The sequence below is a fragment of the Ruegeria sp. A3M17 genome (assembly GCF_003318255.1).
Taxonomy (GTDB): Bacteria; Pseudomonadota; Alphaproteobacteria; order Rhodobacterales; family Rhodobacteraceae; genus Ruegeria.
The window spans coordinates 27457-49121 of the sequence record NZ_QOCF01000023.1 but is presented as its reverse complement, the minus strand read 5'-3'; the positions used below and the strand labels follow the sequence as shown (position 1 = coordinate 49121).

The 21665-nt window shown below is 58.9% G+C and carries 17 protein-coding genes; 10 read left to right on the top strand and 7 right to left on the bottom strand.

Annotated elements, in window-relative coordinates; translation table 11 throughout:
* Window positions 1–32: 32 nt before the first annotated feature.
* The 5 genes from ptsP to DS906_RS12680 all read left to right on the top strand — a co-directional run bounded on the left by ptsP (window position 33) and on the right by DS906_RS12680 (window position 7531).
* The gene (gene ptsP, locus DS906_RS12700; protein WP_113790526.1) at window positions 33–2276 is read left to right on the top strand and encodes a phosphoenolpyruvate--protein phosphotransferase; all 2244 of its coding nucleotides are present in this window, start codon (window positions 33–35) and stop codon (window positions 2274–2276) included.
* Between the two features lie 117 nt (window positions 2277–2393).
* Window positions 2394–3839: a glucose-6-phosphate dehydrogenase gene (gene zwf, locus DS906_RS12695; protein WP_113790525.1), complete on the top strand. Its 1446-nt coding sequence runs from the start codon at window positions 2394–2396 to the stop codon at window positions 3837–3839.
* 2 nt (window positions 3840–3841) lie between these two features.
* Window positions 3842–5647 (top strand): phosphogluconate dehydratase, encoded by a 1806-nt coding sequence (gene edd, locus DS906_RS12690; protein ID WP_233494778.1) that lies wholly within the window; start codon window positions 3842–3844, stop codon window positions 5645–5647.
* Window positions 5648–5650: 3 nt separating this feature from the next.
* The gene (locus DS906_RS12685; protein ID WP_113790523.1) at window positions 5651–6283 is read left to right on the top strand and encodes a bifunctional 4-hydroxy-2-oxoglutarate aldolase/2-dehydro-3-deoxy-phosphogluconate aldolase; all 633 of its coding nucleotides are present in this window, start codon (window positions 5651–5653) and stop codon (window positions 6281–6283) included.
* Between the two features lie 51 nt (window positions 6284–6334).
* Window positions 6335–7531 (top strand): alanine--glyoxylate aminotransferase family protein, encoded by a 1197-nt coding sequence (locus DS906_RS12680; protein ID WP_113790522.1) that lies wholly within the window; start codon window positions 6335–6337, stop codon window positions 7529–7531.
* Here the strand turns inward: DS906_RS12680 and DS906_RS12675 are convergent.
* On the bottom strand, window positions 7528–8628 hold the full coding sequence (locus DS906_RS12675) for a pyridoxal phosphate-dependent aminotransferase (RefSeq protein ID WP_113790572.1): 1101 nt from the start codon (window positions 8626–8628) through the stop codon (window positions 7528–7530). The genes DS906_RS12680 and DS906_RS12675 overlap by 4 nt on opposite strands.
* 95 nt (window positions 8629–8723) lie before the next feature.
* Between DS906_RS12675 and DS906_RS12670 the strand changes: the two genes are divergently transcribed.
* The 3 genes from DS906_RS12670 to DS906_RS12660 all read left to right on the top strand — a co-directional run bounded on the left by DS906_RS12670 (window position 8724) and on the right by DS906_RS12660 (window position 11010).
* Window positions 8724–9794, top strand: coding sequence for an SMP-30/gluconolactonase/LRE family protein (locus DS906_RS12670; protein WP_113790521.1), 1071 nt, complete (start codon window positions 8724–8726; stop codon window positions 9792–9794).
* A gap of 65 nt (window positions 9795–9859) precedes the next feature.
* Window positions 9860–10642, top strand: a complete 783-nt coding sequence (locus DS906_RS12665) for a crotonase/enoyl-CoA hydratase family protein (RefSeq protein ID WP_113790520.1) — start codon at window positions 9860–9862, stop codon at window positions 10640–10642.
* A complete protein-coding gene (locus DS906_RS12660) occupies window positions 10639–11010 on the top strand; it encodes a VOC family protein (RefSeq protein ID WP_113790519.1) in 372 nt (123 codons plus the stop codon). The genes DS906_RS12665 and DS906_RS12660 overlap by 4 nt, the downstream gene beginning before the upstream one ends.
* Here the strand turns inward: DS906_RS12660 and DS906_RS12655 are convergent.
* From DS906_RS12655 to DS906_RS12640, 4 genes are all read right to left on the bottom strand, one after another.
* Window positions 11007–11339 (bottom strand): DUF1992 domain-containing protein, encoded by a 333-nt coding sequence (locus DS906_RS12655; RefSeq protein ID WP_113790518.1) that lies wholly within the window; start codon window positions 11337–11339, stop codon window positions 11007–11009. The genes DS906_RS12660 and DS906_RS12655 overlap by 4 nt on opposite strands.
* A gap of 39 nt (window positions 11340–11378) precedes the next feature.
* A complete protein-coding gene (locus DS906_RS12650) occupies window positions 11379–12542 on the bottom strand; it encodes a benzoate/H(+) symporter BenE family transporter (protein WP_199528564.1) in 1164 nt (387 codons plus the stop codon).
* A 137-nt stretch (window positions 12543–12679) separates the two neighbouring features.
* On the bottom strand, window positions 12680–15841 hold the full coding sequence (locus DS906_RS12645; RefSeq protein WP_113790517.1) for a valine--tRNA ligase: 3162 nt from the start codon (window positions 15839–15841) through the stop codon (window positions 12680–12682).
* 77 nt (window positions 15842–15918) lie between these two features.
* The gene (locus DS906_RS12640; protein WP_113790516.1) at window positions 15919–16650 is read right to left on the bottom strand and encodes a dienelactone hydrolase family protein; all 732 of its coding nucleotides are present in this window, start codon (window positions 16648–16650) and stop codon (window positions 15919–15921) included.
* Window positions 16651–16758: 108 nt separating this feature from the next.
* On the opposite strand from DS906_RS12640, the gene DS906_RS12635 reads away from it, so the two are divergent.
* The gene (locus DS906_RS12635) at window positions 16759–19050 is read left to right on the top strand and encodes a xanthine dehydrogenase family protein molybdopterin-binding subunit (protein WP_113790515.1); all 2292 of its coding nucleotides are present in this window, start codon (window positions 16759–16761) and stop codon (window positions 19048–19050) included.
* Complete coding sequence (locus DS906_RS12630; protein ID WP_113790514.1) at window positions 19028–20104, top strand: DUF2235 domain-containing protein; 1077 nt, start codon at window positions 19028–19030, stop codon at window positions 20102–20104. The genes DS906_RS12635 and DS906_RS12630 overlap by 23 nt, the downstream gene beginning before the upstream one ends.
* Before the next feature lie 3 nt (window positions 20105–20107).
* Here the strand turns inward: DS906_RS12630 and DS906_RS12625 are convergent, their stop codons facing one another.
* Together DS906_RS12625 and DS906_RS12620 are read right to left on the bottom strand one after the other, a co-directional pair.
* Window positions 20108–20860 (bottom strand): hypothetical protein, encoded by a 753-nt coding sequence (locus DS906_RS12625; protein ID WP_113790513.1) that lies wholly within the window; start codon window positions 20858–20860, stop codon window positions 20108–20110.
* A 125-nt stretch (window positions 20861–20985) separates the two neighbouring features.
* On the bottom strand, window positions 20986–21561 hold the full coding sequence (locus DS906_RS12620) for a GcrA family cell cycle regulator (RefSeq protein WP_113790570.1): 576 nt from the start codon (window positions 21559–21561) through the stop codon (window positions 20986–20988).
* Between the last annotated feature and the right edge of the window lie 104 nt (window positions 21562–21665).

The following is a 21665-nucleotide window of genomic DNA, read 5'->3' as shown; positions in this document are numbered from 1 at the left end:
GGTCTCGCCTGATTCCGTAATTTGGGTGGGATATGGCGGAAGGCACCGAAACTGAATCCCGCAAGCTGCTGGGGCGGCTGCGCGAAGAGATGGCGAGCGAAGCCGCCGGTCAGGAACGTCTTGACCGGATCACGCATCTGATTGCCGATAGTATTCGGGCCGAGGTGTGCTCGATCTATCTGTTCCGAGATGCCGACACCCTTGAGCTTTGCGCGACCGAGGGATTGTCGCCAGAGGCGGTTCACAAAACACGCATGCGGTTGGGTGAAGGCCTTGTGGGTCATGTCGCGCAATCCGGCAAGGTCGTGAACACCGCCGACGCGCCTTCGACCAAAGGGTTTCGGTACATGCCGGAAACCGGCGAAGAGAGGTTCTCGTCCTTCATTGGGGTGCCGATCCAGCGTTTGGGTGAAAAGCTGGGCGTACTGGTCGTGCAATCCCGTGATGCGCGCGTGTATTCTGCTGACGAGGTCTATGCGTTGGAAGTGGTCGCCATGGTTCTGGCCGAGATGACCGAGCTTGGTGCCTTTGTCGGCGAGGGCGCAGCGCTTTCACCCCGTCACCAGCAATCGGTGCAATTTGAGGGGGGGCCGGCACAGGAAGGATCTGCCGAAGGGCATGTTTGGTTGCATGAACCCCGTGTTGTCGTCACCAACCCGATTGCCGACGATCCCCACCGCGAACGTGAACGTCTGAACGAGGCCGTGGATGAGCTGCGCGTGGGCGTCGACAAGATGCTTGAGATTTCGCAGGGCGGTGACAAGGAACAATTGCAGGTTCTGGAAGCCTATCGGATGTTCGCCAATTCCAAAGGCTGGATGCGCCGGATGGAGGAGGATATTGCCCTGGGGCTTAGCGCCGAAGCGGCGGTTGAGAAAGAGCAATCACAGGCACGGGCGCGCATGGGGCAGGTCACCGACCCCTATCTGCGTGAACGGCTGGCAGATCTGGATGACCTCAGCAACCGGCTGCTGCGTATCCTGACCGGGCAGGGGGGCACCAACGGGGCCGACTTGCCACCCGATCCGATCCTGGTTGCCCGAAATATCGGGCCTGGGGATCTGTTGGAATATGGTCGCTCGTTGAAAGGGATCGTTCTTGAGGAAGGCTCGGTCGGTAGCCACGCCACGATTGTGGCTCGCGCCCTGGCAATTCCACTGGTGGTTCACGTTGGGCACATCACGACCGAGGCATTGAACGGAGATCATATTCTGGTTGATGGCGATCAGGGCATGGTCCAACTGCGTCCGGAAGATACAGTTGTCTCCGCGTTTCGCGATAAAATCGCCATGCAGGCCAAAGCTCAGGAACGCTATGCCTCGATCCGCGATACTCCGACAGTGACGCGCGATGGTGAACGGATCAATCTGGTTATGAACGCGGGCCTGATGGCGGATCTGCCGTCGCTGGGCAATTCCGGGGCCGAGGGTGTGGGCCTGTTCCGCACCGAGCTTCAGTTCCTGATCCGCAACCAGATGCCCAAGCGGTCCGAGCTTGTGACACAATATCAGCGCGTCATGGATGCTGCTGGCGACATGCGCGTGGTGTTCCGCACACTGGATATCGGGTCGGATAAAGTTTTGCCCTATATGAAACATGTAGAAGAGCCCAACCCCGCACTGGGCTGGCGGGCTATTCGCGTTGGTCTGGACAAACGCGGCGTGATGCGGATGCAGTTGCAGGCGTTGATGCGTGCAGCCAATGGGCGGCCTTTGACAATCATGTTCCCGTTTGTGGCGCAGGCCGAAGAATACCGTGAGGCACGTTGGGAAGTGAACAAGACCATCGAACGCGAAAAGCGCCTTGGTCATGTGCTGCCAGAATCGATCGAGGTTGGCGCAATGCTGGAAACGCCGTCTCTCGCCTTTGCCCCGCAGAAGTTCTTTGACGAGGTCGATTTCGTCTCGATCGGGGGCAACGACCTGAAACAGTTCTTTTTTGCCGCTGACCGCGAAAACGAGCTGGTGCGCCGACGCTATGACACGCTGAATGTCAGTTTCCTGACCTTCATCGAACGGATTGTCGAACGCTGCAATATCTCGAACACGCCGTTGTCTTTCTGTGGCGAGGATGCCGGGCGACCGGTTGAGGCGCTTTGTCTGGCAGCCATGGGTATTCGGACCTTGTCAATGCGCCCGGCGTCGATAGGCCCGGTCAAAAGCGTGCTGTTGCGCGCCGATCTGCAGTCACTGCGTAAGATCATCGCCGATGCCCGCCATCGTGGAGACCAATCGGTTCGATCCTCGGTAATGGAGTGGTTGCGGAATCAGGGTTGATTTTCCAGTTGCGCTTCCCTATTCAGTGCCTGAATGTTAGCGGTAACAATGTTTGCATCACAAGGACCAGTGATAACTGCGCCTAAGTGATGCCAGCAGATTTGAAGGAGCCCATAGATGGTTTCACGCGTAATCCCGGTAGACCCGTTCGATCTGGTGCTATTCGGCGCGACCGGTGATCTGGCGCAGCGCAAGATCTTACCCGGGCTCTATCATCGGTTCGAAGTTGGCCAGATGCCCGAAGGCGCAAAGATCATCGGCACGGCGCGGTCCGACATGGACAGCGACGGGTTCCGGGACCAAATACGCGCCTCGATGAAAGAATTTGCCCCTGCGTTCAAAAAGGAGGTTCTGGATCAGTTTCTAAGCCATGTTGAGTATGTTCCCGTTGACGCACTGGGAGACTCCGGCTGGAATGAGCTTGCCAATACCTTGCGTCCTGACGTTGTACGCGCTTTCTACCTGTCAGTTGGCCCCAGCCTTTTCTCGGGTATCGCAAAACGGCTGAGCGATTATGGCATGGCAACGCCCGACAGCCGTATCGTGGTCGAAAAACCCTTTGGCCACGACCTCGCCTCGGCCAAGGCGCTGAATTCCGGGCTGCGAGCCTGCTTTGAAGAGCATCAGATATATAGGATCGACCACTATTTGGGAAAGGAAACGGTGCAGAACTTGATGGCGCTGCGTTTTGCCAATTCCCTGTTCGAACCTCTCTGGAACGCGACACATGTCGATCATGTTCAGATCACCGTGGCCGAGACTGTTGGCGTCGAAGGGCGCGGAGCCTATTACGATCAGTCCGGTGCAATGCGGGACATGGTGCAGAACCACCTTGTTCAGCTTCTGTGTCTGACTGCGATGGAACCTCCGTCCAAATTTTCGCCCAACGCCGTGCGTGACGAGAAGGTCAAGGTGATCGAGGCACTGGAGCCCGTTGCGCCGTCTGACATCGCACGCGGTCAATATCGTTCGAGCAAGGGCGGCGACGGTTACTTGGATCATGTGGGAAACCCCGCGAGCCGCACCGAAAGCTACATCGCTCTTAAGGCCCATATCGGCAATTGGCGCTGGGCGGGTGTGCCGTTCTATCTGCGAACAGGCAAACGCCTGCGGGCGCGGGAATCCGAAATCGCGGTGTTTTTCCGGGATCCACCGCATACGATCTTCCCCAATGTCGGCCCGCTGCACGGCAACGTGCTGGTGATCCGCCTGCAGCCAGACGAAGGTATTACCCTGCGTACAACGATCAAAGAACCGGGGCAGGGCGGGTTCCGCCTGTCAGATGTTGCGCTGGATATGAGTTTTGCCGAGGCGCTTGGGGACGAGGCACAATCGCCGGACGCCTATGAACGTCTGGTAATGGATGTCATTCGCGGCGACCAAACCCTTTTCATGCGCGGCGACGAAGCCGAAGCCGCCTGGGCCTGGGTTGATCCCATTATTCACAGTTGGGAAGAGCGTGGAGATCGCCCCGCGAAATATGATCAGGGCAGTTCCGGCCCAGAAGAAGCACTGATGCTGATGCATCGCGATGGGCGCCGCTGGCGTCAGATCGGAGGGTAATCATGGTACATTCAGTCATCACCGACGTCACTCAACGCATCATCGACCGCAGCGCCGAACTGCGCGGCCCGCATATTGAGCGTATGGAACATGCCCGATCCAAGGGACCTGCGCGCGCGCATTTGTCTTGCAGCGGTCAAGCCCACGCCTATGCCGGCGCGGGTGAGGATCAGCAAGCGATGGCCACTGATACGGCCGGTAATCTGGGCATCGTCACCGCTTATAACGACATGCTTTCCGCCCACCAGCCGTTCGAGCGTTATCCCGGCCTGATCCGCGATGCGATCCGAGCCGCAGGTGGCACTGCACAAGTTGCGGGTGGCGTGCCAGCCATGTGTGACGGGGTCACCCAAGGTGAGGCGGGGATGGAGTTGTCTCTGTTTTCGCGTGACGTGATTGCCCTGGCGACCGGAGTGGCGCTGAGCCACAACACCTACGATGCCGCCGTTTTCTTGGGCGTCTGTGACAAGATCGTCCCCGGTTTGATTATCGGTGCACAGGCGTTCGGTCATCTGCCCGCTGTCTTTCTGCCGGCCGGGCCGATGACCAGTGGTCTGCCCAACGATGAAAAGGCCAAGATTCGCCAGAAATTCGCCGCCGGAGAGATCGGCCGCGAAGAGCTTATGGCCGCTGAAATGGCCGCCTATCACGGACCGGGCACCTGCACTTTCTATGGTACCGCGAACACCAATCAGATGCTGATGGAGTTCATGGGTCTGCACCTGCCAGGGTCAAGCTTTGTAAACCCCAACACGCCCTTGCGTGACGCGCTGACCGAGGAAGGCGCGCGCCGCGCCCTGTCGCTGAGCGCGCTGGGCAATCACTACACGCCGGCCTATCAGGTTTTGGATGAGCGGGCGTTTGTGAACGGCATCGTGGGTCTGATGGCCACGGGTGGGTCGACCAACCTGCTAATCCATCTGATCGCAATGGCGCGCGCAGGTGGTATCATACTGGATTGGCAGGATTTTTCTGACATATCCGCCGTGGTTCCTCTGGTTGCGCGGGTTTATCCGAACGGTCTGGCAGACGTGAACCACTTCCATGCAGCGGGTGGTCTTGGGTACTGCATTGGAACGCTTCTGGAAGACGGGCTGCTGCACCCTGACACTCTGACCGTCGCGGGGCAGGGTCTGCAGAATTACACCAAAGAACCGAAGCTGAAGAACGGTGAGCTGGTTTGGGAAGACGGGGCTGGCCACAGCCTGAACGAAAAAATCGTCCGCCCGGCGAAAGACCCGTTCCAACCCACTGGTGGGTTGTCGCGCCTGACTGGCAATTTGGGCACCGGCGTGATGAAGGTTTCGGCCGTCGCCCCGGAACATCAGGTTGTCGAAGCGCCTGTACGCGTGTTCCATGATCAGGGCGAAGCAAAAGCCGCGTTCAAGGCCGGAGAGTTCACTGGAGACGTCATCGTTGTTGTCCGGTTCCAGGGACCCAAAGCAAATGGCATGCCCGAGCTACACTCGCTGACGCCGATCCTGTCGATCTTGCAGGGCCGTGGGCAAAAGGTAGCGCTTGTAACCGATGGTCGTATGTCCGGCGCGTCCGGCAAAGTCCCCGCGGCGATCCATGTCTGCCCCGAGGCGCTGGATGGCGGGCCGATCGCTTACATGCAGGATGGCGACATCTTGCGCGTCGATGCGGTGAAGGGTGAGTTGGAGATTTTGACCCCCGGGGTTCTGGACCGTGCGCCTGCCACCGCCGACCTCTCGGCCAACCAACATGGCGTGGGGCGCGACCTTTTCGCTACCTTCCGCCAAAATGTCGGATCAGCAGACACCGGCGCCAGTATTTTCGGAGCTTGACCCATGTCCAAAACCCAACGCACGCGTGAAATCTGCGCACTTGCGCCCATTGTTCCTGTCCTTGTCGTCGATGACGCGGCTCAGGCGCGCCCATTGGCCGAGGCGCTTGTCGCAGGTGGCCTGCCCGCGCTTGAGGTGACTCTGCGCACCCCCGCCGCGCTGGATGCGATCCGCGCGATGGCAGACGTGCCGGGCGGCGTCGTCGGCGCAGGAACTTTGGTCACGCCCGAAGATGTGCGCGCCGCGAAAGAAGCAGGCGCGCAATTTGGCGTCTCGCCCGGTGCCACCGACGAGTTGATCGCGGCCTGCGAGGCCGAGGGTCTGCCCTTGTTGCCAGGTGCCGCTACGGCCAGCGAGGCGATGCGTCTTTTGGAAAAGGGCTATGACATGCTCAAGTTCTTCCCGGCCGAGGCATCGGGTGGTGCACCGGCGTTGAAGGCGATCGGCGCGCCGTTGCCGCAAATCAAGTTTTGCCCGACCGGTGGTGTGTCCCCCGAAAATGCAAAAGACTACTTGTCCTTGTCCAATGTGGTTTGCGCGGGCGGAAGCTGGGTTGCGCCGAAAAAAATGGTCATTGATGGGGATTGGGCCGGTATCGAAAACCTTGCGCGCGCGGCCTCCAAGCTGATGGATTGACGCCGCTTAAAGCTGCGCTAGGGTGGGCGTCAATTCATACAGGTTGATCCCATGACAAACTCCATTTCCCTGGCGCAAGGGCGCGAATATCTGGCGATTCCAGGACCTTCGGTCATTCCAGACGCGGTGTTGCAAGCCATGCACCGCCCGTCACCGAATATCTACGAGGGCGAGCTGATCGAGATGATGCCGTCGCTGACCAACGATCTGTGTCGCGTGGCGCGGACCGAGCATAATGTTGCTATCTATATCTCTAACGGCCATGGAACGTGGGAAGCCGCGCTGTCCAACGTCATCGCACCCGGTGAAACGGTTCTAGCCCCCGCATCTGGCCGATTTACCCATGGCTGGGCCGAGATGGCCGAGGGTATCGGCGCCAAGGTTCAATTGATCGACTTCGGCCCGTCCTCGGCATGGGATTTCGACCGTATTGCCGAGGCGTTGCGTGGCGACAAGGCCCACAAGATCAAGGCGGTACTGGCCGTTCATGTGGATACCTCAAGTTCAATCCGGAACGACATTCCAGCTCTACGCGCCTTGTTGGACGATCTGGGGCACCCGGCGCTTTTGATGGCGGATTGCATTGCCTCGATGGGGTGTGACCGGTTCGAAATGGATGCCTGGGGCGTCGATGTTACGGTTACGGCTTGCCAAAAGGGGCTGATGACACCCGCAGGAACAGGGTTCGTGTTTTTCAATGACAAAGCACAGGCCAAACGGGCCGCTATGCCACGTGTTTCGCAGTATTGGGACTGGCAGCCACGATCCAACCCCGAGCTGTTCTATCAGTATTTCAACGGCACCGCACCGACCCATCACCTCTACGGTTTGCGCGCAGCCTTAGACATGATCCATGCCGAGGGGATGGAACAGGTTTGGGCGCGGCACGAGAGGCTAGCCACGGCCATCTGGGAAGCATGTGAAACCTGGGCGCAAGGTGACGCGTTGCATCTGAATGTTGCGGATCGTCAACATCGCAGCCACGCTGTCACCGCCTTGCGACTGACCGAGGGACGCGGCACGCCATTGCGCAAGTTCACTGAAAACCAACTGGGGTTGACCCTTGGTATTGGTCTGGGGATGGACGACTGGGACGGATGCTTCCGCCTTGGCCACATGGGTCACGTCAACGGCCAGATGGTCATGGCGATGTTGGGCGGCGTGGAAACAGCCATGGCCGGACTAGATATCCCTCGCGGTAAAGGCGCGTTAGAAGCTGCGGCTGCGGTGCTTGCGTCTACGGCCTAACGCCGCGCCTCGGCAAGCGCATTTGGCAACGCAGCGGCAAAGGCATCCAAATCAGCTGCTTCACCGCAGCTGACGCGGATGCACCGATTTTGCGGGGCGGCAAAGGGCATACGCACGAAAATGCCCTGCGCAACCAACGAGTCCAGAACCGCCTTGGCAAAGGTCCCATCCTGCCCGCAATCAATGGCTACGAAATTGGTGGCAGAGGGCAGGGGCATCAACCCGTTCTCTCGGGCAATCCGGCCGATCCGGTCGCGTGCTTCGGCAATTCTGGCCTGAATGTGATCCAGCCAATCAGAATCCTTTAATGCAGCCAGCGCACCGGCTTGTGCAGCTCGGTTCATCCCAAAATGGTTGCGCACCTTGTTGAAGGCTGAAATCAGGCCGGGTGCGCCGATGGCATAGCCAACCCGCGCGCCCGCCATGCCGTACACCTTGGAAAAAGTCCGCATCCGGATCACCCGAGGATCGTCTGCTGCCACTTGGGCGGCGGTGCCTTCAGGCGCACATTCCACATAGGCCTCGTCCAATACAAGCAAGCACCCGTCGGGTAGATCGTCCAACGCAGCCACGATATCCGCACCGGAATTCCAACTGCCCATCGGGTTGTCAGGGTTGGCCAGATAAACCAGCTTGGCGTCCATCTCACCTGCCTTGGCAAACAGCGCCGCCGGGTCCTCATGGTCGTCGCGATACGGTACCTTGTGGAGCGTTCCGCCGAACCCCGCCACATGGTAGTTGAAAGTCGGGTATGCCCCATCTGAGGTGACAACCGCGTCTCCGGATCCGACCAGTAGCCGCACCAGGTAACCCAACAGCCCGTCGATGCCTTCGCCAACTACGATGTTTTCCAGCTTCACCTCATGATGCTCTGCCAATGCAGCGCGCAGATCGTGGTTTTCCGGATCGCCATACATCCAAATCCCCGTATCTGCCATTACCGCGATGGCGCGCGGTGAGGGTCCAAACACGCTTTCATTTGCGCCCAACCGCGCCACAAATGGCGCGCCGCGCTGGCGCTCCTGCGTTTCGGGGCCGACAAAAGGCACGGTTGCAGGCAGGGATTGGGCAAGCGGGGTGTAGCGTGGTTCTGTCATGGGGGCAGATAAACGTAAGGTCATACGACAGGCAAGCTTGCGTTGCAGGATGCCGCTCCGCATTGTTCGCGTAAAGAAAAAAGGGAGGAGCGCGCATGCGCATTGTTTTGGGCCTATTGATTGTCGGTCTCGCTTACCTGGTTTTCTGGCCGGTCCCGGTTCAACCGGTGGCATGGACCCCACCCGAAGCACCGGGTTTCACTGGTGACTTTGCGGAGAACAATGCGTTGGACCAGCTGGAGCTGATCTCGTTGCCTGACAGTGAGAAAGGCCCCGAAGACATTGCCGTCATGCCCGACGGGTCCGTGTACACGACCAGCTTATCCGGGGCTCTGTACCGGATAGACGGGGAGGTCACGGTAAAAGTAGACGATCTCGGCGGTCGGCCCTTGGGGCTGACGGTCGGTCCGGATGGGGCGCTTTATATCGCCGACAGTTTTCGAGGCATCATGCGATGGACCGGCCCTGGTAAGCTGCAGCCTGTCGTGTCCGAGATAAATGGCGCGCCGGTGATCTATGCAAATCAATTGGACGTGGCGAAGGATGGAACGATCTATTTCTCAAACTCGTCCGATCGGTTCGATCCCGAAACGATGGGCGGGACCAAACCGACCTCGGTTCTGACCATCTGGGAGCAATCGGACACCGGTTATGTTGCCCGCCACGCGACCGATGGCACGACCGAGAAACTGGCCGAAGGTTTTGTCTATACGAACGGCGTCGCGTTGTCGCCGGATGAGGATTTTCTGCTGATCGCCGAGACCGGACGTGCACGGGTGCACAAGCTTTGGCTAACAGGCCCGAAGGCAGGGCAGAAAGAGGTGCTGATGGACAATTTACCCGGCTATCCCGATAACATCGAGGCACAGGGCGATGGCACCTTTTGGATGGCTTTTGCCAGCCCGCGTGTGCCAAGTGAGGCGCTGATGCCATACCCTTTCCTGCGAAAGATGATCTGGCGGCTGGGACCGATGGTGCGGCCTGCGCCGATCAATCGCGGAATGATGGTGCAATTTGATGGCGACGGGAACATCCTGCAGACCTTGCAAGACCCCGGCGGTCGGCTGGGCATAACCACGGGTGGCAAGGTGGTCGGGGGACATTTCTACGTCATGACATTGGATTCGCCTTGGTTCGGGCGCATGCCTGCGTCAAATCTGCCCTAACGTTGAGGTGGAACTGCCTGATCCATCGGGGCATTGTACCCCTAACCGGAATTGAGAGGCCTGAGATGTCACGCGTATCCGTCGAATACAAAAATCACATCGCGCACGTAACTCTGACGCGTGGCGATAAGATGAATGCTCTGGATGATGCGATGATAAAGGTCATCATTTCTGCGGGGCAGGAGGTGGCAGCTTCGGATGCGCGCGCGGTAGTGCTGTCAGGTGAAGGCAAAAGCTTTTGCGCGGGACTGGACATGGCCAGCTTTGCGAGCATGGCGCAAACGGACCCGACCGAATGGTTGATGGCCCGCAGCCACAAAGACGCCAATGAGGTGCAGGAGGTTGCCTTGGTTTGGCAGCGCGTACCCGTTCCCGTCATTTGTGCCATTCAGGGGGCTGCCTATGGCGGCGGTCTGCAACTTGCGCTGGGCGCTGACATCCGGATAGCACATCCCGAGGCTAAACTCGCCGTGATGGAGATGAAGTGGGGCCTGATCCCCGACATGGGCGGGATGGTTCTGCTGCCCAAGCTGGTCCGGTCGGACGTCTTACGCCTGTTGACGTATTCCGCCCGCCCGATCGGTGCTGTGCAAGCTGCGGACTGGGGGTTGGTCACCAAGCTGTCGGACGACCCGCTGACCGAGGCATTGGCCTTGGCCGAAGACATCGCTGGCCAAAGCCCTTCGGCTATCCGGGCGGCCAAACGCCTGATTGAGTTCGCCGAAGCCAAGCCGCGCACTGATGTGCTGCTGGAGGAATCCGCAGAGCAAGCCGAACTGATTGGCAAACCCGACCAGATGGAGGTCATTGCGGCGAATTTGCAAGGTCGCAAGCCAGAGTTCAAATGATCTCGGCACCTGTCACACGATTGATCCTGTACACCAAGGATATCGAGAAGATGGTGCGTTTCTATGAGGCACATTTTGGATATGCAGTGCGCCAACTGGAAGGGGACCGGATTGTTGAGCTTGTCCCTGTCGAAGACGGGTTGCGCCTGTTGTTGCACCCGGCCAGCAAGGCCGCCCGTCAGGGGCAAGCAGCGGTCAAAATCGTTTTTGATGTCGTGGACGTTGCCGAGTTTTGCAGACAAGCCGCGCAGCACGGGCTGAAATTCGGTTCGATCCACAAGGCGGATGGCTACAGTTTCGCGAATGCCAAGGACCCGTCGGGAAACTCGATTTCCGTGTCTAGCAGGGCATTTGCACACGGCATTTAACGCATAAAAGCCCGTCGTGCATCACGGGCCATATTGTATCGCATCTCAAGCTCGGCGATCAGCTTCATTGTAGCCATACGTTTATCAGGATCGGTCTGCGAAGCATAAGCCTTACGCGCGGCATCCAGTTTTTTCTTGATGCTGAACTCTTCGGGAAGAACGCCCGCCTGCGCCATGATCAGATGACCGGCGGCGATGGCCGGATCGGACTGAGCCTCGGACGAACGGTCGGGCAGCGGCTGGCCTTCGCCTTCCAGCCCCTCTAGTTGACCTTCGGCTTGCGCCTTTTTGATCTGGCGTTCGACCAGTTTTCCGAGCGATCCCAACATAGGTTCATAGTATCCGACCAGCACAGCGGGGGAAAGCTGTCACCTGGATCGGTTGGTAACCAGATAAGCGATGCCGCCTGCGGCCAACCCCCAGACTGCAGCGCCCAGGCCGAAGACAGTGATGCCTGATGCGGTGATGGCGAATGTCAGAATCGCCGCTTCGCGTTCGGCGGGGACCTCTAATGCTGCAAAGGTCGCGTTTGCCATCACACCGATCAGGGCAATGCCGGTCAGAGTGCCCATGAGCAATGGGTCGGCGTGGGCCGCGAACCCGGTGATCGCCACGGCAAAGACACCAAAGACGCAGTAAAACAGGCCTGCCATAACCGCAGACCAGTAACGCTGGTTCGGGTCCGGGTAGCTGTCTTCGTTCGAACACATCGCAGCGGTAATTGCGGCAAGGCACGTGGCCGGAGCGCCAAAGGGGGCGGACAGAATACTGGCGCCTCCGACGGCTGAGAACAGCTTGCCAGCAATTGGTGCATACCCAAAGCTGCGCATGACGGCGATGCCGGGGATGTTTTGTGTAGCCATGGTGACGATGAACAGAGGGATGCCGATCCCGATCGCCGATGCGACCGAGAATGTCGGAATGGTCCAGACAGGGGCGGCGACCAGATGCTCGGGCCGGACCGAGCCGTCACCTGCGTTCAATACAACGACGATTGCCGCGGCAACCACCGCGGCAGGAACCGCGATCAACCGGTTGATCCGCCCGGCGATAAACCACGTCAGAATGACCGGCAGCGCTTGCCAGGGCAGCTCAACTGCCGCTTTAAACGGAATGATGCACAAGGGCAGCAAAACCCCGCCCAGCATGGCCTGTGCAAGTGTTGTCGGGATAGCGGCCGCAAGCCGTCCAAGCGGACGCCACAATCCGGCAACAACAGTCAGGGCCCCGGCGCAAAGAAATGCACCAACTGCATCAGAAAATCCGACCAATGGGGTCGCTGAAACCGCCAGCAGGGCGGCACCGGGTGTTGACCATGCCACGCTGATTGGCTGCCGGTACCAAAGGCTGACCACAATCGCTGTCACTCCCATTGCAACCGCGGCCATCATCAAACCAGAGGCCGCCTCAGCCTCCGAGGCGCCCATTGCAATAAGGCCCTGCAGCACAATCGGAAAAGAGCTGAAAAACCCTACGACCGCCACCACAAGCCCGGTCGAAATCGTCTGCACAGGAGGGTAAGGACGCGCCATGACTTCCTCGGAGTTGTCTGCAGAGATTGCTAACAATCGCAAGCGGATAGAAACAAGGTGAAATGCGTCATCGCACAAAAAAACCCGCCGAGTGAGCGGCGGGTGTTGGATTTTGAGTATTTGCGAAAAGATGAAGATCAGGCGATTTCGGCCAAACGGGCGAGGGCTTCGTTCAGTTTAGCCTCTTCTTCTTCGCGGGCGGCAAGGTTGGCTTTGGCCTCCGCGACAACCTCTTCCGGGGCCGAGGCCACGAATTTCGGGTTGTTCAGACGCCCGCGCAGGCCGCCCAATTCCTTGGCCAGCTTGCCTTTGGCTTTCTCCAACCGTTCCTTTTCCGCGCCGATATCGATGATATCCGCCAGCGGCAGGCCGAAGGACGCACCGGGGGCGGCAATCGAGATCGTACCCTTGGGCAACTCATCCGCTTTGGTCAGGCTATCGATCCGCGCAAGGCGCTTGATCAGCGCTTCGTTGCGGTCCCATGCGGCTTGGCCATTGGCGTCAATCTCAGTCACCAACATCGGCACGTAAAGACCTGCCGGAACCCGCATCTGCGCACGGGCCGAGCGGGTGTTTTCGATCACTGAGATCACCCAGTTCATCTCACGATCCGCATCCGCATCGATCAGGTCGGCGGCGGCGTAAGTCGGCCAATCGGCGTGGACGGCCATTTTGGCGCGGTCGCCGGTCAACCCCCACAGCTCTTCGGTGACGAAGGGCATGATCGGGTGCAGCAGGACCATGCACTGATCCAGAACCCAGCGCATCGTGGCGCGGGTTTCGGCCTGCGCCTCGGCATCGTCGCCTTGCAGCAATGGCTTGGAAAGCTCGACATACCAGTCACAAACCTTGCCCCAGACAAAGGCGTAAAGTCCGTTGGCGGCATCGTTGAAGCGATAGCTTTCCAGCGCCGCGTCGACCTCTTCCCGCACACGTGCGGTTTCGCCGATAATCCAGCGGTTTACGGCGGCTTTGGGCTTCAGGTCGGCCACATCCAATTGCGGGACGGCGTCGGTGAAGACCTCGTTCATCTCGGCAAAGCGGACGGCATTCCACAGTTTGGTGCCGAAGTTGCGATAGCCGGTGATGCGTTCGCGGGATAGCTTCAGCACGCCGCCAATTGCCGCCATCGAGGCGTTGGTAAAACGCAGCGCATCGGCGCCGAATTCGTCCACGATCTCCAGCGGGTCGATGACGTTGCCAGTGGTTTTGGACATCTTCTTGCCCTTCTCGTCGCGGACGAGCTGATGCAGGTAGACGGTATGGAACGGGATTTCGTTTACCACGGCCAGTTGCATCATCATCATCCGGGCGACCCAGAAGAACAGGATATCTGCGCCGGTGATGAGCACATCAGTCGGGAAATAGCGCTCCATCTCTTCGGTCTGTTCGGGCCATCCCAGCGTGCCGATCGGCCAGAGGCCGGAGGAGAACCAGGTGTCGAGGACGTCGGGGTCGCGCCAGACCGGATAGATCAGTTTGGTTGGGTCTTGTTCGACCGCATACTGTGCGAGACTTTCAGCAAACCGATGGATCGCCTCATGTTTGTCTGCAACTTCCACAACGGTTGCGTGGCTCAGCGGGCTGGGAATGTTGGCGTTGTCGTCCAGGAACTTCTCGGTGACTGCATCCAAGCTGGTTGCGCATTCCATGACATTGCCACGGTGCAGCATGCCACCTTCATTCAGCAGACGACCCAATTCGACCAAATCAAGGTCTCCGTCGTTCTCGTCATCGATGAAGTCTTCCGCAGACAGATCGAGACCATACCAAACCGGAATCTGGTGCCCCCACCAAAGCTGACGCGAAATGCACCAGGGTTCGATGTTTTCCAGCCAGTGGTAATAGGTCTTTTCGCCTGACTCAGGGATGATCTTGACCGTGCCGTCTTTGACCGCATCCAGCGCGGGGCCGACGATCTTTTCGGCGTCCACGAACCACTGGTCGGTGAACATCGGCTCGATCACAACCTTGGAACGGTCGCCGAAGGGCTGCATGATCGGTTTGCTCTCGACCAGCGACACCAGCTCATCTGCGCCCTCAGCGTCAGGCTTCAGAGCGGCAGAGCCCAGACGCGGATCATCCGCGCGGGTCATGACGGCCAGACCATCGTTGTTGATCTCTTCCACGACCTTCGCGCGCGCCTCAAAACGGTCAAGCCCGCGCAGGTGATCGGGGACGAGGTTGATCGCGTCGATCTCGTTCTCGGTGAACGCGCGACCACGTGCGTATTCCTGCGCCTTGCCCGCCTCATCAGCGTAGGGCGCACCATCGGCCCGCATCGCGCCTTTGGTGTCCATCAGGCGGTACATCGGAATACCGCCGCGCTTGGCGACCATGTTGTCATTAAAGTCATGCGCGCCTGTGATTTTCACCGCGCCCGAGCCGAAATCGGGATCGGGGTAGTCATCGGCGATGATCGGGATCTGACGGCGTTGCTCTTTCGGACCAATCGGGATTCCGCAGAGTTTCCCAACGATTGGCGCATACCGTTCATCCGACGGATGAACCGCAACCGCGCCGTCACCCAGCATGGTTTCGGGGCGGGTCGTGGCAATCGAAATGTAATCGCGTTCTTCTTCGAAAACGACGTTCCCGTCTTCATCCTTCTCGATATAGGTGTAGGTTTCACCACCGGCCAGCGGATACTTGAAGTTCCACATGTGGCCCGCGACTTCGATGTTCTCGACCTCGAGGTCCGAAATCGCGGTCTCAAAATGCGGGTCCCAGTTAACCAGCCGCTTGCCGCGATAGATCAGGCCTTTTTCGTACATATCGACGAAGACCTTGATGACCGCGTCATGGAAATTGGCCGAGTTCTCGTGCCCGGTCCGCGGATCACGCGGCGCGCCAGCCATGGTGAAGGCATTGCGCGACCAGTCGCAGGAGGAGCCGAGACGTTTCAGCTGCTCGATGATCGTGCCGCCGTATTCGCCCTTCCATTCCCAGACCTTGTCCAGAAAAGCCTCGCGACCCAGCTCGTTTCGGCTGGGCTGTTGGGTGGCGGCCAGCATCTTTTCGACCTGCATCTGGGTGGCGATACCGGCATGGTCCTGACCGGGCTGCCAAAGCGTGTCGAAGCCGCGCATCCGGTGCCAGCGGGTCAGGATGTCCTGCAGGGTGTTGTTGAAGGCGTGGCCCACGTGCAGCGCACCTGTCACGTTGGGCGGCGGGATCATGATGGTAAAGCTTTCGTCGCGCGATCTGTTCGCGCCTGCCTTGAAGGCTCCGGCCTGTTCCCAGGCCTTGTAGATGCGGGCCTCGGCCTCGGCCGCGTTGAATGTCTTTTCCATCGCCATTGGATGCGTCCTGCGTCAACAAATTCGGGTCAGCGCCTGCAATAGCGAATGCGTAAGGGAAGGGGAAGGGTTGTATGCTATTCGGCCTGGGCAAAGCGCGTGCGAAAATAGTGCGGAACACGCTGGTAGGCCGGTTCATGGAAATCCAAAGTCAGCAATGAGTGGTCGTTGCCGTCAAATTCCACCGTCTCAAGATGATCACCGAAAGCATTCTTCAAGGCGCCCATATGCCTTTCTGAGGCCAGTTTGTCATCGCCGTAGCGCATGGCGAGGCCGGGGCCCTTCCGTGCCATGCCCGCGCGGGCGTTGCCAACCTCTTGCGGGCTCATGTGCAGGCAGTCCCCTCCAAAGATCGGTAAGGCAGGCTGACTGGCGACCCCACCCAAAACGGCATCTTCGGCCATCAGGGTCAGAGCAAAGCTGCCAGTCACGCACATGCCAATTACGCCCACACCGGTGGCGTTGTCGCGGGATTTGATCTCGGCGACCAGCGCTTGCATCCAATGGGCAATAGGGCTTTGGCGACCCTTGAGAAACATGTTGAACTCACGCCGGACACAGAAAAGGCGCGCTGCGTTTCTGACCATCGTGACCTTTCCATATGTTCCGATCATATGGGGCAGGTAGACACGAAACCCGGCTGTGTTCAGACGCTGCGCCAGATTCAGCGTTTCCGGTCCGATCCCGGGCAATTCCTGCAGGATCAAAATAGGAGGACCGTCGCCACCGACATACACGTCGTGGGTGGCTTCACCGCCGCTGGTCAGCAGGGCAGTGAATGGAAAAACGCTGTCATGTGCCCATGTCATGGCCTGTAGGTTAACCGAAAAAAGACTGGCAAAACACGGGGAAGCTGCCTGTTCGACTGGACATCGACTTGGGCTGGGCTACGGTCGCCATCGCAGGAGGATCATCGCATGGAAAAGTTCGGCAAAAGCCAGCCCGTCAAACGGACAGAAGATCAGCGGTTTCTGACCGGGCACGGACGATACATGGACGATGATGTACCAGAAGATGCTCTGTTCGCAGCCTTTTATCGCAGCCCGGTTGCCCATGGTCGGATCACGGCGCTGGATCTGGATGCCGCACGTGAGGCGGAAGGGGTGCGCCTTGTCATGACACTGGATGATCTCTCGACGGCGGGGATCGACACAGTGATGAACGCGGCAACTGTGCAGAACCGCGATGGCTCTCAGACCCTTGCGCCCGACAGGCATATGCTGGCCCAAGACCGCGTCCGGTTTGTTGGCGAACCTGTGGCCGTCGTGATCGCAGACACGCTGTTGCAGGCGCGGGATGCGGTTGAGATGATCTGGATGGACACGGATGATCTGCCCGCAAAGCTGGATGTCGAAGCCGGGGGCGAACCGCTGCATGATCAGGTCGCCGACAATCGTGCTTTTGATTGGGGGTTGGGCGATGAAGCAGCAACCGATGCGGCCTTTCAGGCTGCCGCGCATACCGTTTCGCTGGATGTGGCCGACAACCGCGTGATCATCACCTCAATCGAGCCACGGGGATGTCAGGCCAATTGGGTCGATGGACGTTTGCACTTTGCCTATGGTGGGCAAGGCGTCTGGGCGATGCGGGCGCAGTTGGCGCAAAAGCTGAAGCTGGAGCCCGAGGCGATCCGTGTCACCACCCCGGATGTGGGTGGCGGATTCGGCATGAAGGTCATGCCGTACCCTGAGTACTTTTGCGTCTCAGTTGCTGCAATGAAACTCGGGCAGCCAGTTCATTGGATGTCTGACCGATCCGAGGCGATGCAGTCGGATCATCACGGTCGCGACCTGACCTCATTGGCTGAGCTCGCCTTTGACGAGGACCTGAAAATCACGGCTTACCGTGTGCACAGCAAGGTAAATCTGGGTGCGTATAGCAGTCATTTTGGGCAAGCGATCCAGACCAGTCTTTTCAGCAAGGTGTTGATGGGGGTTTACGACGTTCAAACGACGTATCTGCGGGTTGAGGGGTTCTATACCAACACCACGCAAGTCGACGCCTATCGGGGGGCAGGGCGGCCCGAGGCGATCTATGTTCTGGAACGTGTAATGGATCGCGCCGCGCGCCATCTGGGCGTCGATCCTTGGGAGTTGCGCCGCAGGAATTTCATCCGGCCGGAGAACTTCCCCTACAAGACCGCGACCGGCGAAATCTATGACGTAGGTGATTTCGATATGGTCCTGTCCCGTGCAGATATCCAGACCCAGGGGTTTGCGACGCGAAAAACTGCAGATGCAGAACGTGGCCTGATCCGGGGGCGGGGCTTGTGTTACTATATCGAAAGCATTTTGGGTGACCCTTCGGAAAACGCGAAAGTCGAGTTCTGTGAGGATGGCACGGTGAACCTTTATGTCGGCACCCAATCGAACGGGCAGGGGCATGAGACGGTCTATGCGCAATTCCTGTCAGACCAGACCGGAGTTCCGATGGACCAGATCAATGTGGTCCAGGGTGACAGCGATCAGTTGCCACATGGCGGCGGGACTGGCGGGTCACGTTCGGTTACGGTGCAAAGCACAGCCACGCTGGCGACAATTGATGTCATGATCGCCGCATTCACGCCGTATCTGGCGGATAAGATGGGGGTAGAGGAAAGTGATGTGCGTTTCGACCATGAAACCTTCCGCGCACCGGGGTCAAACCTGACGCCCACGCTAAGCGAAGCCGCGGAGATGGCCCGCGCCGATGGGCGCGCCGACCTGCTGAGCCATGAAGCCAGCGCCAATCTGGATGCGCGCAGCTATCCCAATGGCGCACATGTTGCCGAAGTCGTGATCGATTCTTACACCGGTGAAACCTGGGTCGACCAATATACGATCGTTGATGATTTCGGTAATCTTATCAACCCGATGTTGGCCGAAGGGCAGGTGCATGGCGGGGTGGTACAAGGCATCGGTCAGGCATTGACGGAATGTGTTGTACATGATGCGCAGGGGCAACTGCTCACGGCTTCGTTGATGGATTACGCCTTGCCCCGCGCCGCCGAGATACCCATGATTAAGTTTACCTCGGCGCCGGTTCCGTCAACCTCTAACCCGATGGGGATGAAAGGTTGTGGCGAGGCCGGCACCGTGGGCGCGCTGGCCGCGGTGGCAAACGCTGTTCAGGATGCGCTCTGGGATCACGGGGTGCGGCAGGCGGACATGCCTTTCACACCTCACAAAGTATGGGAATTGTTAACGCATGGTTCTGTCGCGGCTGAGTAGAAAGGTACTGGGATGGCTCGGACGGCCCTTACGGTCCGAGCATTCCGCCGAGGCGCTTCACCGCGAGCCCGTCAGCCATGTGATTATCCTTGACGGCACTATGTCGACGCTTGAGCCGGGCTTTGAAACACATGCGGGCCAGACTCTACGGCTATGCCGTGAAATGGGCAGCAAAGTGTCGGTCTTTTACGAATCCGGTGTGCAATGGGAAAACTGGAAATCCTCGCTGGACGTGATGATGGGGCGCGGCATCAACCGCCAGATCCGCCGCGCCTATGGCTATCTCGCCTCACGCTACAAACCCGGCGACCGTATCTATTTCATCGGCTATTCACGCGGCGCCTATGGTGTGCGCAGCCTTGCTGGCGTGATCGATATGATCGGTCTGGTTAAGGCTGAACATGCGACCGTTCGCAACATCAAGCAGGCCTACCGCCACTATGAATGCAACGCCAGCGGGTCAGCCGCGGCCGCGTTCCGGCGGCAATTCTGTCACGAGGATGTGGCGATTGAGATGGTTGGCGTCTGGGATACGGTCAAAGCGCTGGGCATGCGTCTGCCGCTGCTGTGGCGCTGGGCCGAAGAGCGCCATTCCTTTCACACCCACCAGCTTGGCCCGGCGACGCGCCATGGCTACCACGCGATGGCACTGGACGAGACCCGCGAAGTGTTCGAGCCGGTTTTGTGGAAATGTACGCCCGAATTCAAAGGTCATGTCGAACAGGTATGGTTCCGTGGCACTCACGGTGATGTGGGCGGCCAGTTGAACGGCTTTGAGGAGGCCCGTCCCCTCAGCAACATTTCTCTGGTCTGGATGCTGGATAAGGCCGAGTTGCACGGTTTGCCTTTGCCCGAAGGCTGGCGTGATCGGTTCCCGACGGATACCTCTGCCCGTTCTGTTGGAACGTGGCGTGGCTGGGGCAAGATTTTCCTGCTGCGGAAGCACCGCAAGGTGGGCCGCGACCGGTCAGAGAAGCTCCATGTCTCGGTCTCTCCGGATGAATTACCACGCTGGGTGCCGATGCCGGATTTGCCATCGCATCCGGCGCAGTAGAACTTACTTTGCGACGCAGACGTTTCTGACCGGTTCGATCAGTGCATCCGGGCGTTCTACAAGATCGAAACGCCAATGTCTTGGAGACCAATTGTAAACCCTTTGATCGTCGGGATGATCTACGATCATCAAACCGTGAAAGTACCATTCAGACGTCGATTTGTACCCGGTTTTTGTTGTGTAGAATGAGAATCCACGTAGCCCATGCAGGACCTCGATCGGAGAATTCTCGGAATTCTCGGAATGCTCGGCGATGCAATAGGGGGAACCGTCCGCGATCAACCGTGCTTGAAACAAGAGCATCGGAATCGTCAGCAGGGACCAGAGCGCGAACAGAGTCGAGATCGATATCCCGATTTTAGCAGTCCGTGATGGATTTGGCTTCCCATCACGCCCCGACCAAATGAGAAAGCTCGATGCAATCGCGATCGTTAAGCTGATCCCATGTAACAGCTGAGTGTCCGAAAATAAGGCGAGCACGCCGGATGCCAGTGTCAGCAGTAGTCCAATCACAACTGACGAGATCGCCAGAAATACTGCTAGAAGACGCGGGATTGGACACATCCCTAGCAAGGCAAGTCCGCCAATGCATATGGGTGCGGCGGGGATGAGCCAAACGAGCAGAAACAAGCCTTGAATGAACAATAAGAGGGCTTTTCTGTCCGTGTTTGGTTCGAACAATTGCGGATCTAACGGCTGCATGTAGGCAATAAAGATCAGCACAGCATAGGCGAAGAACAGGACTTTGTATCTCAATCTTGGTGGAATAGCAGAATCTCTCTGGTCAAAAAAGGACTGACCACCCGCCTTTCGATGGGTGGTCAGTTAAGAAAACAAGTCGCCCGTGACACACCAAGAGACCAGCGCGCACGCCTATGAATTTACCGCCGACGATCTCGACGCGAGCTCATTGGCTGGAACGCCACGCCCACATGTGCTTCGCAATAAGGTTTACCCGCTTCAACCGGCAGGCCGCAGAACCAGAAATCCTCAGTCGCGGGGTCGCCCACGGGCCACTTACAGGTCTTCTCGGTCAGTTCCATCAGCGTCAGCTTCTTGGCCTTCTTCTCGATCTCGTTGACTTTGGCCAGTGCCTCGGGACTGATTTCATTGGCCGATGGCTGTGGCGGCAACGGTTGACCGGCCGGAATGATCTGGCGGCGGGCCGGAACAGCAGGTTTTGTCTCAGCTGTTGGTGCCGGGGCCGGGCGCGCCGGTTCGGTCTTGGGCGCTGGCCTTGGCTTGGCCTCGGCCTTGGGCGCGGGTGCCGGTTTTTCCTTGGGTTCGGATTTGGCCGGCGAGGCACCGGTTGCGCGGTTCGACAGACCCAGACGGTGCACCTTGCCGATCACCGCATTGCGGGTCACGCCGCCCAGCTCCTTGGCGATCTGGCTGGCCGACTGGCCCTCGCCCCACATTTTCTTCAGCAGTTCTACGCGCTCGTCAGTCCAGGACATCATTTGCCTTTCAAAAGCGGAAAGCGGCCCCGGATTCGGGCCGCCTTGGGAATTCGTCTCAGCCCCCTATTTTAATCACTGCGAGCCGAGTTACAAGCGGTTCT

Bases quoted from the DNA above. Each gene is read 5' to 3' on its own strand.
- DS906_RS12665 (WP_113790520.1), top strand. From the start codon at position 9,860: ATGTCACGCGTATCCGTCGAATACAAAAATCACATCGCGCACGTAACT.
- zwf (WP_113790525.1), top strand. From the start codon at position 2,394: ATGGTTTCACGCGTAATCCCGGTAGACCCGTTCGATCTGGTGCTATTC.
- edd (WP_233494778.1), top strand. From the start codon at position 3,842: ATGGTACATTCAGTCATCACCGACGTCACTCAACGCATCATCGACCGC.
- DS906_RS12635 (WP_113790515.1), top strand. From the start codon at position 16,759: ATGGAAAAGTTCGGCAAAAGCCAGCCCGTCAAACGGACAGAAGATCAG.
- DS906_RS12670 (WP_113790521.1), top strand. From the start codon at position 8,724: ATGCGCATTGTTTTGGGCCTATTGATTGTCGGTCTCGCTTACCTGGTT.
- DS906_RS12655 (WP_113790518.1), bottom strand. From the start codon at position 11,339: ATGTTGGGATCGCTCGGAAAACTGGTCGAACGCCAGATCAAAAAGGCG.
- ptsP (WP_113790526.1), top strand. From the start codon at position 33: ATGGCGGAAGGCACCGAAACTGAATCCCGCAAGCTGCTGGGGCGGCTG.
- DS906_RS12685 (WP_113790523.1), top strand. From the start codon at position 5,651: ATGTCCAAAACCCAACGCACGCGTGAAATCTGCGCACTTGCGCCCATT.
- DS906_RS12645 (WP_113790517.1), bottom strand. From the start codon at position 15,841: ATGGCGATGGAAAAGACATTCAACGCGGCCGAGGCCGAGGCCCGCATC.
- DS906_RS12630 (WP_113790514.1), top strand. From the start codon at position 19,028: ATGGTTCTGTCGCGGCTGAGTAGAAAGGTACTGGGATGGCTCGGACGG.
- DS906_RS12640 (WP_113790516.1), bottom strand. From the start codon at position 16,650: ATGACATGGGCACATGACAGCGTTTTTCCATTCACTGCCCTGCTGACC.
- DS906_RS12675 (WP_113790572.1), bottom strand. From the start codon at position 8,628: ATGACAGAACCACGCTACACCCCGCTTGCCCAATCCCTGCCTGCAACC.
- DS906_RS12620 (WP_113790570.1), bottom strand. From the start codon at position 21,561: ATGTCCTGGACTGACGAGCGCGTAGAACTGCTGAAGAAAATGTGGGGC.
- DS906_RS12660 (WP_113790519.1), top strand. From the start codon at position 10,639: ATGATCTCGGCACCTGTCACACGATTGATCCTGTACACCAAGGATATC.
- DS906_RS12650 (WP_199528564.1), bottom strand. From the start codon at position 12,542: ATGGCGCGTCCTTACCCTCCTGTGCAGACGATTTCGACCGGGCTTGTG.
- DS906_RS12680 (WP_113790522.1), top strand. From the start codon at position 6,335: ATGACAAACTCCATTTCCCTGGCGCAAGGGCGCGAATATCTGGCGATT.